Source organism: Streptomyces sp. NPDC002730 (assembly GCF_042888805.1).
Lineage (GTDB): Bacteria > Actinomycetota > Actinomycetes > Streptomycetales > Streptomycetaceae > Streptomyces.
This window is the reverse complement of sequence record NZ_JBIAQG010000004.1, coordinates 13,391-27,634: the sequence shown is the minus strand read 5'-3', so window position 1 is coordinate 27,634 and position 14,244 is coordinate 13,391. Positions and strand designations below refer to the sequence as shown.

Here is a 14,244-nt window from a genome sequence, read left to right as displayed (position 1 = left end):
TCTTCGGCGAATCCAGGGTGAACAACACGGCAGGGTGAGCTGCCGCCGGCCATGGGCGTGAGCGCCCTTGGGTACCTGAGCGAGCCTGTGGGCACATCCCCTCCCACCTCCGCCTACGCGGCTGTGTACGCCAGCCACGACGCAACCGCCTCGGCGATGGGCTGCCCCGTCTCCAGCTCGACAAAGCCGAACTGGCCGCCCTGGTTGCACTCCAGGAACCACCAGACGCCCTCGGCGTCCTCGGCGAAATCGAAAGCCCCGTAGGCGAGACCGGCAAGGCCTGTGAAGTCATGGACGGCCCTGGCGATGCGGTCGGGCACCTCGGCGGGCTCCCAGGCCTGACCGGTGGTGCCGTAGCGCCCGTCCACCTGACCGGACGCCGAGATCTTCCGGGCGGCGAACAGCCGCCCACCGACGCAGGTCAGCCGGATGTCGGCCCGTTTGGGAATGTACTTCTGAAGCAGGGTGGGGGCGGCCGCGACGCCGGAGAAATCCGTCTCCGGCCCGATGCGGGTGGTGGGCAGCGTGACCGGTGGATCGCTGCGCGGCGGACCGGAGGTGGACTTCACCACGATCTCCCGGTACTGCGCCGCGAACTGGCGGGCCACGCGCGGAAAGGTGGTGATGAGCGTGGGCGGCACGGCGAAACCGCTGCGATGGGCGACGCGCAACTGCCATGGTTTGCAGCGGGCTTGCGCGGCCACGCAGGGATGGTTCATCCAGCGTGCCGTGGTGGAGTTGAGCATCCCGTACAGCGCCTGCCCGGACTCGGCAGTGAGCCACTCCGACGGCTCGGAGGCGTGTGCCGCGGGCTCCCCCGGCCTGCGCACCCATATGGAACGCAGGCCGCTCATGCTCACCAAGCGCCCGTCGTACGACAGATAGCCCCGAAAGTCGCCGCTGACGAACTCCGCCGACAGTGCGGCTTCGCCGGGGAGATCAGCGGGATCGAATCGCACCAGCGGAATCCCCCGTTCGTGCAGACCGGCCACCACCATGTCCGTCGTCACATCCTGCTGACAGGTCAGAATCAGCACAGTCATCGATGCGCCGGTCCGGTCAGTCGTCGAAGTGCGTCTGCGAACCGGCCGTGGAGGTCGTCGTACCGGCCGCCAGGAGCACCGCCCGGTCCGCGATGGCGGGGCGTCCGTCGGACAGGACGTTCAACTGCAGGGCGGAGTCGTACGTGTAGGGATCGGTGACTGCTGAATTCTCGGCCGGACGCGCGTAGTTCAACACAAACGGTCTCATGAGTCTCCTCGAGTTCCCGTGGCGTGGTCCTGCGCCACACGTAACAGTACGTACCGAAGACGCAGCGGTCTCACTACGTACCGTCACATCCGGCCCAAAGTGGCGTGAAGGACGTCACATTGCCGAGGGGCCCCAACCGTCAGTACCGCTGGGCCTTGGCGATCCTGGGGGTCAGGTTCAGGTCGGCGGGCTTACGGCTGATGGCGATGGACTGCTCGTTCTCGCCCGGATCGAGGTCCTCCGCGCCGACGATTCTGCTCTCCACCACCTTGCCGGAGGGGTCGGTGAAGTCGACCTGCACGGCGTACGACGCCTTCTGGTCGGTGCGGTTGGTGATGCTGACCACGGCGGCGACCAGACCACCGGTCTGGGCCCGCGGCTTCCCCGTCAGTGACACGTCGGACGTCGCATTGCCGCTGCCCTGCACCTTCTTGAGCTCGGCAGCGGCTGCTGCGTTCGCACGGGCCACCTCGGCCGAGACGGAAGACTCGAAGGCGGAGGCGGCAGCAGACGCGGACGCCGCCGCGGCGGACGCTCTGGCGCGGGCCGAGGCGGCCGCTGAAGCCAGGGCGGAGGGCGGCGTACCTGAGAACGCAGACATGTTGGGAGGCGTCGGGCGGGGGCTGAACGGCGAACTGCTGCCGGTGTCGCCGTTGCCGGTGCTGCACGAAACGAGAACGGCCGCGCTCGAGGCCGCAGTGATCAGCGTCAACGCAACAGTGGCCAAACGCCTCGCGCTCGCCCGGCCCTTCACGCATGCCGTCATCGGGGTTCCCTTTCACTGTCGGTGACTGAGGGTCACCCCCCTCGGTTGCCCACCCGTGTCGTGAGCTCAGTAGCGCAGGGCGCTCGCGATTCCGCCCATGTCGGCAAGCGTGCCGTCAGGCACGAAGCGCACCTCCGCGCCCGTGTCCAGGGACCGCTCGACGATCTCGTCGACGATGTCGTCGAGGGCATCCAGATCACCGGGTTCCGCCGGCATCAGGTGGCCGCCGGACTCGCGGACGGTTTCCCGGTAGTTCTCCTCCACGGCCAGCAGCGCGACCCGGCCCGATGTCACGTTCTGCCGGATCTCGTCGACCCCGGCGGCGAAGGCCCGTCGTCCACGGGCCTTGTCCAGTTCCTCGAGGACATGGGCGACTTCCTTCTCGGCCCGGGCCTCGACGAACGGCCGTACGGCCTGCCACACGGCGTCGGCGGGTCCCGTTGCCAGCCCTCCCTGCGGGATGTGGGTGGCAGTCCCCTTGGCCACTGTTCCGACACCGTCGAGAAGAGCGAGCGCCACCGCTTCACCGGCCACATACAGGGGCCGCGGATCGGACTTGAGTACGGCACCCATCGCAGCGTCCGCCTCCCGCAGGAACTGGCGGGTCTGCTCGTCGCTGAAGGTGCTGGGCACATCCCCGATCCGCTCCTGGCGTTCGGCATCGGGGTCCTCGAGGCTCCGGGTCAGTGGGAACGCCCCCCTTGCCTCCTCGACGACGCGCTCCGCTCCGCCGCTCCACAGAGAGACGCGGTCGGAGGAGACGGCCAGCACCCAGAAGGGGTGCTCGGCGGCCTGCGCCGAAACGAGATTGCGGGTCAGGAAGGTGTCCGAGAGCACGACGCGCTCGGGCACCGTACGGCCCAGCGACCACACCTGGTGCTCTCCCGGCGCGGCGAAGACCGCCAGCCCGTCCTCGGCATGTACCAGATCGATCTCCGCCAGAGCCATGTCCAACTGCTCGGTGACATCGATCCGCCTGTCCCGGGTGACGGCCGGATCGGCCTGAAGCTGGCCCTTTGCCTCGGCCATCAGATTGCGCAGACGGACAGGGTCCTGCGCGTTGTCCGGTTCGCGGCGATGAGTGGGCATCAGAACCGTCACTGCCGGATAGGAACGCTGCTGTCGCAGCTGGGAGAGGGCAGCAGAGCTGAGAGCCGGGTGCATCGGAACCCTTTCAGAACGCGCAGACGTCGTTGGCGACGGGAGGGGTCGTCGCAGCCGATGGCGACGAGTCCGGACAGCCGTGCCTGCGTGGCCACCAGATCGACACTATGAACCATATGTCCACTTCGTCGATGGGGCAGAAGATGCGCGGGGAGCCGGCTCAGCGCCGCACGATCTCCTGATCACGGCCCAGTCCGGCGTGGGCGAGCATCGAGCGGGCCGCGTCGGCGTTCCCGGCTCCAGCAGCCACATCGCCGCCCAGCGACTCCGCCGGGACCGGCATGCCGGCGCCGAGCAGCTGGAGCCCCAACGGGGTCACCGCATGCAGGACGTACTTGCCTTCGCGGCGGCTGGTCACGAGACCCCCGTCGCGCAGGACGCTGATCTGATAGCTCACGCTGGGCAGTGAGACCCCCACGGCCTCGGCCACCTCGGAAGTGGTCCGGGTGCTTCTGTCGGCCACCTCGGTGAGCACCGCAGCCCGGGTGCGGCCCAGCAGCCGCTCCAGTCCGTCCTCCGTCCCCCGCGCAACGTCGAGCGGCGCTTTCGCCACCGGATAGACGAGCACCGGGGCCAGGGCCGGATCCGCGAGGGCGGTCGGCCGACGCCAGCAGAAGTACGAGGGAACGAGAAGCAGTCCGCGCCCCTCCAGGTACAGGTCGCGATCGACGGGGTAATCCACCTCCAGCACCGGGGAGTTCCACCGAGCCAGCGGGTGCAATCCGTCCAGCAACGTCTGTGTGCCGCCTTCCAGCAGGGTGCGCGCTCGCTGGCTGACATCGTTGCCGACAGCGGTACGGATGCGGGACCAGTACGGCCGCAGCAGTGCCCCGTGATACGTCGCCAGTGCGCCTGTCAGCGAGGCAAGCGCATCGCGACCAGGACCGCCGAGCGAGGTCCAGCTCGGGATCGGGCGGGACTCGGCCAGCCTCGACATCTCGCGGACCAGCTGTCTGTGCGGGGTGAGGCGCACCTGCTCGAGGCCCGCGGGCAGATCGGCGCCGGGGACCGGCGGGGTGAGGAAGTCCGGGATGTAGCCGGAAGGGGGAATCACTGTCCGCAGCAGGTGCAGGGCACGATTCACCAGCGGATCCGTGCGGAGCCTGTGGTGGGCCGAGCTACGCCAATCGCCGAACTCGAGCCGTCCCTGTCCGGTCTGTAATCGGCAGACACTGCAGACCAGTTCCCACAATGGGTCGGGCTGCGGAGCGATTCGGATGTTCTGCAGGTCGTGGGGGGTGAAGTGAATGCGGAGCACGCCGCCTCCTTCGCTCACAGGCCCTGTGTGGGCCACGGCCGCCCCGGCATCGGCGCGACCATAGGTGGGGACGAGCGGCATCCCCCTCATGGTTGCCCTCCCATCGCCCCGTCCTCGCGCGGAAGAGGGTTTGGCTTCTTCGCATCGGTCTCCGTGAGGAGAGAGGCCGCAGAGTCACTCACCTGTCGTCAGTTCGTCCGGTCACTTCGCCCGATCGGCCGGCCCGCCCCCGGCCCGTCCCCCTCCGCCGCCCAGCTCTCCTGGGCCGACGTGCTCGCCAGGCGTCGAGAGTTCCTCGACCGCGTCGACGCCGACCACCGCGCCGGTGGACCTCTTGCCACGGCGCAGCCGGCCTTCCAGCCGGCTCGCAAAGGTGGTGAGCGCGAAGTTGAGCACGACGAAGATCACGGCGACGACGGTGAAGCTGGCGATGGTGTTCGCCCCGTAGTTCGCGCTCATCGGGCGGACCGATGCCAGCAGTTCGGAGAAGCCGAGCAACGCGCCGCCGAGCGCGGTGTCCTTCACGATGACCACCAGCTGGCTGACGATGGCGGGGAGCATCGCGGTGACCGACTGCGGCAGCAGCACGTACAGCATGGTCTGGCTCTTGCGCATACCGATCGCCTTGGCCGCGTCGGACTGCCCCTGGGGAAGGGAGAGAATGCCCGCCCGTACGATCTCGGCGAGCACCGAGGCGTTGTAGAGCACCAGGCCCGTGACCACGGCGTACAGCGGCCGGTTGTCGGGACTGATGTCCGTGTACTCGGCGTACGCCGCGTTGGCGAAGAGCATCAGGATCAGCACCGGGATGGCACGGAAGAACTCCACGACGGCGCCGGCCGCGCCCCGTACCCACCAGTGGTCGGAGAGCCGGGCGATACCGAAGAGCGCTCCGAGCGGCAGCGCGATGACCATGGCCAGGGCGGCGCCTTTGAGCGTGTTCTTGAGCCCCGGCACGAGGTACGTCGACCAGGCACGGGAATCGGTGAAGAACGGCTTCCACTTGGCCCATTCGAGCTGGTTCTTGTCGACGAGGCTCTGGACCACCCACCAGATCAGCGCTGCCAGCGCGATCACGAACACCACCGTGAACAGGACATTGCGCCGCTTGGCGCGCGGCCCCGGGGCGTCGTACAGGACAGAGGTCACCGCTTCACCGCCACCTTCTTGCTCACCCAGCCGAGGAACAGTCCGGTCGGGAGGGTGAGGCAGATGAAGCCGAACGCGAAGATGCCGGAGATGAGAATGAGCTGAGCCTCGTTCTCGATCATTTGCCGCATCAGCGCCGCGGCCTCGGCGACACCGATCGCGGCGGCCACCGTGGTGTTCTTGATGAGGGCGATCAGCACGTTCGCCAGCGGACCCACCACAGAGCGGAAGGCCTGCGGAAGGACGATCAGCCGCAGGACCTGGGGGAAGCTCAGGCCGATGGCACGCGCTGCCTCCGTCTGGCCGATGGGCACGGTGTTGATGCCGGACCGCAGCGCCTCACACACGAAGGCGGACGTGTAGGCGGTCAGGCCGAGCACAGCGAGCCTGAAATTGATGGTGGTGAAGTCGTCCGCGCCGAGGTTGACGCCGAGTGTCTGGAAGAGGCCCAGCGAGGTGAAGACGATGATCACCGTCAGCGGGATGTTCCGCACCACGTTGACGTAGGAGGTGCCGAAGCCACGCATCAGGGGCACCGGGCTGACCCGCATGGCCGCCAGGAGCGTTCCCCAGATCAGGGAGCCGACTGCGGAATAGAAGGCGAGCTGCACCGTCACCCAGAAGGCCCCCAGCACGTTGTAACCCTCAAGAAAGTCGAACACGATCTCCCGGCCTTCCGCGTGTGTGAAGCCTTCCGCTCGTGTGTGAAGGGCGAGGCGCGCCGCAGCGATGGGCGGCGCGCCGGTCAGGCACCCGCTTCAGCTGACGATGACGCCGATCTTCGGTGCAGGCTCGTTCTTGTAGCCGGCCGGTCCCAGGTTCTTGTTGACGTACGCCTGCCAGGAACCGTCGCTGACCATCTTCTCCAGGGCGGTGTTGATCTTGGCCTTGAGTTCGCTGCCCTTCTGGACACCGATGCCGTAGTTCTCGTTGCTCAGCTTGAAGCCGCCCAGCTTGAACTTGCCCTTGAACTCGGGCTGCGCGGCGTAGCCGGCGAGGATCGCGTCATCAGTGGTCAAGGCGTCGATGACCTTGTTCTCCAGACCGGTGAGGCACTCGGAGTAGCCGCCGTACTCCTGCAGCTGAGCCTTCGGCGCGATCTTTGTCTTGACGTTCTGCGCAGAGGTGGACCCGGTGACCGAGCAGAGCTTCTTGTTGTTCAGGTCCTGGGGCTTCTTGATGGAGTTGTCGTCCGCCCGGATCAGGACGTCCTGGTGCGCCAGCAGGTAGGGGCCGGCGAAGTCGACCTTCTTCTGACGCTCCGGCGTGATCGAGTAGGAGGCCACGATGTAGTCGACATCGCCGCGCTGGAGCAGAGTCTCGCGGTCGGCGCTCTTGGCTTCCTTCCACTCGATGTCGGTGGGCTTGTAGCCGAGCTGCTTGGCCACGTACGCCGCCACGTCGACGTCGAGACCCGTGTACTTGCCGTCCGGGGTCTTCAGGCCGATGCCTGGCTGGTCGAATTTGATGCCGACGGTGATTTTTTTGTCACCACTGCCCGCACTGCTCTTGCTGCCGTCGCCGGATCCGCAGGCCGTGGCGGTCAGGGACAGCGCGAGCGCAGTGGCTGCTGCGGCAGAGACCATACGAAGCTTCATGGTGATCATCCCTAGTGCTCAAAGGTCCGGAGTGCTCAAGGGGCCGGCTCAGTGGTGAAGAATCTTCGAAAGAAAGTCCTTGGCGCGGTCACTGCGCGGATTGCTGAAGAACTCATCGGGTGTCGTCTCTTCCACGATCCGGCCGTCCGCCATGAAGACCACCCGGTTGGCGGCCGAACGGGCGAATCCCATCTCATGGGTGACGACGACCATCGTCATGCCGTCCCGGGCGAGCTGCTGCATGACCTCCAGCACCTCATTGATCATCTCCGGGTCGAGCGCGGAGGTCGGCTCGTCGAAGAGCATGATCTTCGGGTCCATGGCCAGCGCTCTGGCGATCGCCACCCGCTGCTGCTGGCCACCGGAGAGCTGCGCGGGGTACTTGTCCGCCTGGGAGGCGACACCCACCCGGTCGAGCAGCCGGCGCGCCCGCTCCTCGGCGGCCTTCTTGTCCTTCTTGCGGACCTTGATCTGGCCGAGCGTCACGTTCTGCAGCACGGTCCTGTGCGCGAAGAGGTTGAAGGACTGGAAGACCATGCCCACATCGGCCCGCAGTGCGGCCAGCTCGCGGCCCTCGGCGGGCAGTGGCTTGCCGTCGATGGCGATCTCGCCGGAGTCGATGGTCTCCAGGCGGTTGATGGCGCGGCACAGTGTGGACTTCCCACCCCCGGACGGCCCAATGACGACGACAACCTCGCCCTGGGCGATGGTCAGGTCGATGCCCTGGAGGACATGGAGCGCGCCGAAGTGCTTATTGACGTCGCGCAGCACGACCAGCGCGTTGCCCGTGCCGCGGGTGGCAGTTTCCTGGGTCACTGTTACTCCGCTCTTCGGCTTCATAGTCCGACTTCCTCGAGCCGGTCGCACGCTGAATGCCGGGCGCCGATGCGGGTTGACCGTGCGAGTTTTGAATCGGGAACCATCAGCTGGAGAAGAAGCCGGGGGCAGCCTGTGCACACAATGACCAAGGGGTGAAAAGACCGAACACTGCGTGCCCGCAATTCACACAGGCGAGAAGGCGGACCCATGACGACAACAGAGCAGGCTTCCGAGGCGGAAACGGATTACTTGTCGCAGATGGAAATGGCCGCGCAACGCTACGCGAATCGGACCGCGAAGCGGGAGAGCACCCGAGACGTACTCGAGCAGCGCGGCGTGTTGTACGCCGATGAACCAGAGCGGGTCGGCAAGCGACTGGCACGGCTCGGCGCCGACTGGTCAATGGCCAGGGCGATCGAGCAGGCGCCGTCGGAACCCGTCACGACCGCGGGGAGCACCCTGCCCCTGCCGCCGGAGAGCTTCAGCAGCGAGGTACTGGGGCTGGAGCGCCTCATCGGGCGCAACAATCTCACTCCGATCGCGTTCCTGGAGGAAGGGAACCTGGTCGCTCGCTCGGTCGGACGGGTCACCATCAGCGGACCCGGGGGCGGTCACGGCACCGGCTTCATGGTGTCCCCTTCCCTTCTGCTCACCAATAACCATGTGCTGCGCAGCATGGAGGAAGCGGGCCGCAGCATCGTCGCGTTCAGATTCCAGTCCGGGATCGACGGGAGCCCGCTCACTCCAGTGTCTTTCCAGCTGGAGCCGCAGAGGTTCTTTGTGACCGATCGGGACCTTGATTTCAGCGTGGTCGCCGTGGCCGAACGCAACCCGCAGGGTGAGGCGCTCTCCTCATTCGGATGGCTCCCCCTCAGCGGAGCGGAAGGCAAGGTCATTCTGGGGGAATTCGTCAACATCATCCAGCACCCCAGGGGCGAGCCCAAGCAGCTGGCGCTGCGCGAGAACCAGATCGTCGACGTGCTGGAACGGTTCCTGCACTACGAGTCCGACACCGATCTGGGTTCGTCGGGCTCGCCCGTCTTCAACGACCAGTGGGAGGTCGTCGCACTGCACCACTCGGCCGTCCCCAAGACCGACGCCGACAACCAGCCCCTGAGCGTCGACGGAACGCCGTGGACGCCGGCGATGGGTGAGCACCGACTGGCGTGGAAGGCCAACGAGGGCGTGCGAATAAGTCGTGTGTTGCGGGCGCTGCGCGAGGTCACACTGACCGGCACGGCCGCCCGGCTGCGGGATGAGGTGTTCACCGCCACGGCCGCCCCGCTCCCGGTGGACGGCACACCGCACGCGGCACCGGCGCCCTCACCCAACGGGTCGGCACCGAACGGGTCCACAGCGCTCATCCCCGACGGCTCCGTACGACTCACCGTCCCGCTGCGGATCACTGTCGGTGTCGATGTGCCCGCGAACCAGGCGGACACCACCGCTGCCCCGCGGCCCACGCTTCCCGTGGACGGGCATGCAGACGGAAGCTCAAGCGCCGCTGTCGAGAGGGACTTGAACGCCGCCCTGCTCAACCTCAGGCTCGGCAAGGAGCGCCCCTACTACGACCGTGAGACCGACCTGGCCGCACGAGAGGCCTACTACGCAGGCATCAGCACCGGTAACGCCGAGGCGCTTCGCCGGGCGCTGACCGACCTGCTGGAGCAGACCCACGCCCCCCGGCCCTCGTACAAGCCGATCCGGATGGTCTACCCGTGGGTCGACCTGCACAAGGACGGCCGGCTGCGCAGCATTTACTCCGGCAAGACCTTCACCGCCGAGGAGTTCATACGCGCCGACGCCGCCATGCAAGCGGCCCGCGTGGCACGTATGCAGGAATTCCTCCTGCGCGAGAGTACGGCGGGCCCGGCCGAACTCGAAGCGGAGTTCGACGCCTTGGAGGCGTCGATGCCCTTCAACTGCGAGCACGTCGTCCCGCAGTCGTGGTTCACCAAGCAGGAGCCCATGCGGGGTGACCTGCACCACCTGTTCGCGTGCGAGGCGGCGTGCAACAGCTTCCGTGGCAACTTCCCCTACTTCGACTTCCCCGGCTTCGAGGAAGCGCACCGGGAGGAGTGCGGAATGCGCGAGGCGGTGGGGTTCGAGCCCGAGGAGGGCAAGGGCACGGTCGCCAGGGCCACTCTGTACTTCCTGCTGCGCTACCCGGGGCTGGTCGGTGACACGGAGAGGGAGCTTCCCAAGGAGCGGTTGCCCGATCTCCTGTCGTGGCACGAGAACGAACCGGTGAGCGAGTACGAGCTGCACCGCAATGCCGCCATCGCGGAGATCCAGGGCAACCGGAATCCCCTGATAGACCACCCGGAGTGGGCTCGGGCGATCGACTTCTCCGGCGTCTGGCCCTGATCGGGGCGTCGGCGCAGAGAGAGACGCACGTTCCCCTCGTCCCCGCGCGGGCCCGCGGGAGGGTTTGGAGCTCGCGCACGGGTGCAAGATCAGCCGGGGGCGAGAGACGATAGGAGGCACCGGACCATGCGCACGGCGACGCCGCGGGCCGGAGTCGGCAACGGCCATCGAGTGGTGGCGGCGGGCGGAAGGAGGTCCTGGGATGTGTGCAGGCGATGCCTTCCCTGCCGAACCCGCCCGGCCGAGAGGCGGCACATCCGAGCCCGGGGGGCTGTTTGATCTGCTGAGCGTCGCCGCCGTGGTGCTGGACGCGTACGGCCGGATCGCACTGTGGAGCCCGCAGGCCGAGGAGTTGTTCGGGTACACCGCCGAGCAGGCGCTCGGCCGCTTCGCAGATCGGTTGCTGGTCCATGAGCAGCACATGGATCTGGTGCGCCAGCTGTTCGCCGAGGTGATGGTGGGCGACGGAAACTGGGCGGGTGCCTTCCCCGTACGACGCAAGGACGGCAGCACGCTGCTGGTGGAGTTCCGCAATATGCGGCTGGAGGACCACCGGAAGGAGCTCTACGCACTGGGCCTCGCCACTGACCAGGCGGCATTGCTGCGGGTGGAGCGAGACCTGGCCCTGTCCACCCGGTTGGTCTCTCAGTCCCCGATCGGGCTGGCGGTGGTGGACACTGATCTGCGGTACGTCAGCGTCAACCCGGCACTCGAGCGCATCAATGGCCTGCCGGCCGCCGAGCATGTTGGACGTCACGTCCGGGATGCCGTGCCTTTTTTGGACACTGAGGCCATCGAGTCCGCGATGCGCGAGGTTCTCGCCACGGGCGTTCCACTTCTTGACCAGGAGTCGGTGGGGCGCACCCCGGCCGATCCGGACCGCGAGCACGCCTGGTCGGTCTCGTTCTACCGGCTGGAGTCCTCCAACGGGGAAGTGCTCGGGGTGGCCACCTCAGTCGTGGATGTCACCGAGCGGTACCGCGCCACCGCCGAGGTCGTCCAGGCCCGGAAACGCCTCGCGCTCGTTGCCGACGCCACCATAAGAATCGGCACCACGCTCGACCTCGACCAGACCGCCCGTGAACTCGCCGCAGTGTCCGTACCGGAGCTGGCCGACGTGGCCGCCGTGGACGTGCTCGACAGTGTGCTGAACGCCCGCGGGGCCATCGCGATCCACGAAGGCCCCGCGGTGTTCCGGGCTCTCGCCGTGGCCGCCGCGCACCCCACCGATGCCGTACGCGCCGCTGATCCGCCCGGTGAGGTCGCCAGATACGAGACCGACCGGCTGGTCACCCAGTGCGTGATCACCGGCCGCCCGGTCCGGGTGCCCCACGTGGAAAGCGACGACCTGCTGCGTATCGCCCGCAGTCCCGAAGCCGCGAGGCTGCTGGCCGCGGCGGGGGTGCACTCCTACCTCGCCGTGCCGCTGATCGCTCGCGGCGAAGTCCTCGGCGCCCTCGACCTCAAGCGCACCCGCAACCCTGAACCGTTCAACACCGACGATGAGATCCTGGCCGGCGAGCTGGCCGCGCGAGCGGCCGTGTGCATCGACAACGCCCGCTGGTACCAGCAGGTGCGCAATACCGCACTCACTCTCCAGCGCAGCCTTCTGCCTCAGCAGCCACCGGACCAACCCGGTCTGGAGATTGCGTACCGCTATGAGCCGGCCCAGGCCGCCAGCGAGGTCGGCGGCGACTGGTTCGACGTCATCCCGCTGACGGGCGACAAGACCGCCCTCGTCGTCGGCGACGTCATGGGCAGCGGCATCAGCGCCGCCGCCACGATGGGCCAGCTCCGCACCGCCACCCGCACGCTGGCCGAACTCGACCTCGACCCCGCCCAGGTGCTGCGCCACCTCGACCGCATCGCCGACCGCATGGGGCAGACCATCACCACATGCATCTACGCCGTCTACGATCCCCACCAGTCCCAGTGCCTCATCTCCAACGCCGGGCACCTGCCACCGGCTCTGGTACGCCCTGGCCTGCCCCCCAAACTGCTCGAGGTGCCCACTGGCGCCCCGCTCGGCGTGGGCGACGTCAACTTCCAGACCACTGCGCTCGATCTGCGCCCTCACGATGATCTGGTCCTCTACACCGACGGCCTGGTCGAAACGCGCGAACAGGCCATCGATGAACGTCTGCAGACCCTCCTGGCCCTCCTCGCCGCCCCTCCCCGGTCTCTGGAGGAGACCTGTGACGTGCTTCTGCACTCTCTGCGCCACCCCGGAGACCACGACGACGTGGCCCTGCTCATCGCCAGGGTCCGGGCCTTCGACACACAGAAGAGAAGATGACCCTGGACGGCGACGAACGTCGGCGTGCCATTCTCACGGTCGCGCGACGTGATGGACCGGTGGAAGTCGCCGCCCTCTCGGGGGAGTTGGCCGTGTCCCTGGAGACCGTGCGGCGGGATCTGCGGGTGCTGGAGGAGAGCGGCCTGGTCCGCCGTACGCACGGAGGGGCCTACCCCGTCGAGAGCGCCGGATTCGAGACAACGCTCGACCAGCTCACCAAGCACTCCGGGCTGCTGACCGATGTCTCCGAGAGCTGCCGCTACAGCGAGGGCTCCCCTCACGCAGATGTGGAGCTCGGTGAAGATCGGCCCCTGACGCCGTCGAGCGGCATCCCCCCGGTGCCGCTGCGGGCGGTCGCCGCGCGCCGGCCGCCCATCCCCCGGGCAGGCCGGCGCGCGTGCCACACCACGCGAGGTGCAGATGGCCCGTCGCTCCCAACGGGCGTGTCCGGTCAGGCGTCGAGGACGAGCAGCTGGGCGTGGTCCTGGTCCCAGCCGACGCACACATCCGCGTCGAGGTCGGCGGCGGTGCGCGAGCTCGGGGACATTTCCCGCATCAACAGCTCCTGCTCCCCCACAAGCAGCCGGTGGCGGATGGTGGCGCCGAGGTTGGTGGAGGACACCACTCGGCCCTTCGCGCTGTTCTCGTCCCGTTCGGCGGGAATGAACACCAGATGTTCCGGCCGGATGGACACCGCGTACCGATCACCCTTGGCCCCGCGGTCCTGTACCCGGCAGATCCCGAGCCGGCCGAGGTCGACGACGGCCGTGTCTCCCGAGCGCTCCACGATGCTGCACGGCAGGAGATTGGTGTCGCCGAGGAAGTTGGCCACCCAGTCGGTCGCGGGATGCGCGTACACGTCCTCGGGAGCGCCCTGCTGCACGATCCTGCCGTCGCGCATCACGACGATTCTGTCCGACATGGACATGGCTTCGTCCTGGTCGTGGGTGACGAACAGTACGGAGATCCCCAGCGACCGCTGGATGGTCTTGATCTCTTCCTGCATCTGCTCGCGCAGCCGCTTGTCCAGCGCTGCCATCGGCTCGTCCAGGAGCAGTGCCGACGGATTGAAAACCAGGGCGCGGGCCAGCGCGACCCGCTGCTGCTGCCCTCCGGACAGCTGGCGCGGGCGGCGGTCGCCCAGCTTGGCCAGACCGACGCGTTCGAGGGCCTCCTCGGCCCGTTGGCGCCGCTCCGCCGGCCGGATCTTGCGCATACGCAGGGCGAACTCGACGTTCTCCCGGGCGCTCATGTGGGGGAACAGCGCGTAACTCTGGAACACCACACCGAGATTGCGGTCCTTCGGCGGCAGCTTGTCGACCGGCTCGCCGTTGATCAGCACGGTGCCGGAAGTGAGTTCCTCGAAGCCGGCAACCATCATCATGGTGGTGGTCTTGCCCGAACCGCTGGGGCCGAGCAGGGTGACGAACTCGCCGGGCTGCACGGTCAGATCGAGGTTGTCGACCGCAGCGACGTCGCCGTAGGTCTTACGCACCCGGCGCAGTTCGATGGAACCGTTTTCCTGAGTCCCGACGATCGGCGAGGCAGCGGTCGGGAGCGTAGCGGAGGTTGTCAT

General features: G+C 67.7%; 12 protein-coding genes and 1 pseudogene. 3 read left to right on the top strand and 10 right to left on the bottom strand.

The window, feature by feature from the left end; translation table 11 throughout:
• Window positions 1-113: 113 nt before the first annotated feature.
• The 9 genes from tgmB to ACFYXH_RS11385 form a co-directional block, all read right to left on the bottom strand.
• Window positions 114-1,043 carry an ATP-grasp ribosomal peptide maturase gene (gene tgmB, locus ACFYXH_RS11425; protein ID WP_389561863.1) on the bottom strand — a complete coding sequence of 310 codons (930 nt, stop codon included), beginning with the start codon at window positions 1,041-1,043 and terminating at the stop codon, window positions 114-116.
• A 16-nt stretch (window positions 1,044-1,059) separates the two neighbouring features.
• Complete coding sequence (gene tgmA / locus ACFYXH_RS11420) at window positions 1,060-1,251, bottom strand: putative ATP-grasp-modified RiPP (protein ID WP_327321779.1); 192 nt, start codon at window positions 1,249-1,251, stop codon at window positions 1,060-1,062.
• A 139-nt stretch (window positions 1,252-1,390) separates the two neighbouring features.
• Entirely contained in the window at window positions 1,391-2,017 is a 627-nt protein-coding gene (locus ACFYXH_RS11415; protein WP_389561862.1) for a hypothetical protein, read from the bottom strand.
• Window positions 2,018-2,083: 66 nt separating this feature from the next.
• Entirely contained in the window at window positions 2,084-3,181 is a 1,098-nt protein-coding gene (locus tag ACFYXH_RS11410; RefSeq protein WP_389561861.1) for a chemotaxis protein, read from the bottom strand.
• A gap of 160 nt (window positions 3,182-3,341) precedes the next feature.
• Window positions 3,342-4,265 (bottom strand): ArsR/SmtB family transcription factor, encoded by a 924-nt coding sequence (locus ACFYXH_RS11405; RefSeq protein ID WP_389561860.1) that lies wholly within the window; start codon window positions 4,263-4,265, stop codon window positions 3,342-3,344.
• A gap of 375 nt (window positions 4,266-4,640) precedes the next feature.
• Window positions 4,641-5,588, bottom strand: coding sequence for an amino acid ABC transporter permease (locus ACFYXH_RS11400; RefSeq protein ID WP_389561859.1), 948 nt, complete (start codon window positions 5,586-5,588; stop codon window positions 4,641-4,643).
• Window positions 5,585-6,250 carry an amino acid ABC transporter permease gene (locus ACFYXH_RS11395; RefSeq protein ID WP_389561858.1) on the bottom strand — a complete coding sequence of 222 codons (666 nt, stop codon included), beginning with the start codon at window positions 6,248-6,250 and terminating at the stop codon, window positions 5,585-5,587. Before ACFYXH_RS11395 ends, ACFYXH_RS11400 begins: the two co-directional genes overlap by 4 nt.
• A gap of 96 nt (window positions 6,251-6,346) precedes the next feature.
• Window positions 6,347-7,186, bottom strand: a complete 840-nt coding sequence (locus ACFYXH_RS11390) for a glutamate ABC transporter substrate-binding protein (RefSeq protein ID WP_389561857.1) — start codon at window positions 7,184-7,186, stop codon at window positions 6,347-6,349.
• 48 nt (window positions 7,187-7,234) lie between these two features.
• Window positions 7,235-8,026, bottom strand: a complete 792-nt coding sequence (locus ACFYXH_RS11385; RefSeq protein WP_389561856.1) for an amino acid ABC transporter ATP-binding protein — start codon at window positions 8,024-8,026, stop codon at window positions 7,235-7,237.
• A gap of 186 nt (window positions 8,027-8,212) precedes the next feature.
• On the opposite strand from ACFYXH_RS11385, the gene ACFYXH_RS11380 reads away from it, so the two are divergent.
• From ACFYXH_RS11380 to ACFYXH_RS11370, 3 genes and pseudogenes are all read left to right on the top strand, one after another.
• A complete protein-coding gene (locus tag ACFYXH_RS11380) occupies window positions 8,213-10,372 on the top strand; it encodes an endonuclease (RefSeq protein WP_389561855.1) in 2,160 nt (719 codons plus the stop codon).
• Window positions 10,373-10,574: 202 nt separating this feature from the next.
• On the top strand, window positions 10,575-12,668 hold the full coding sequence (locus ACFYXH_RS11375; protein ID WP_389561854.1) for a SpoIIE family protein phosphatase: 2,094 nt from the start codon (window positions 10,575-10,577) through the stop codon (window positions 12,666-12,668).
• A gap of 2 nt (window positions 12,669-12,670) precedes the next feature.
• Window positions 12,671-12,874, top strand: a pseudogene (locus ACFYXH_RS11370) (DeoR family transcriptional regulator); the annotation flags it as partial.
• 245 nt (window positions 12,875-13,119) lie between these two features.
• Here ACFYXH_RS11370 and ACFYXH_RS11365 read toward each other — a convergent pair.
• Window positions 13,120-14,244, bottom strand: coding sequence for an ABC transporter ATP-binding protein (locus ACFYXH_RS11365; protein WP_389561853.1), 1,125 nt, complete (start codon window positions 14,242-14,244; stop codon window positions 13,120-13,122).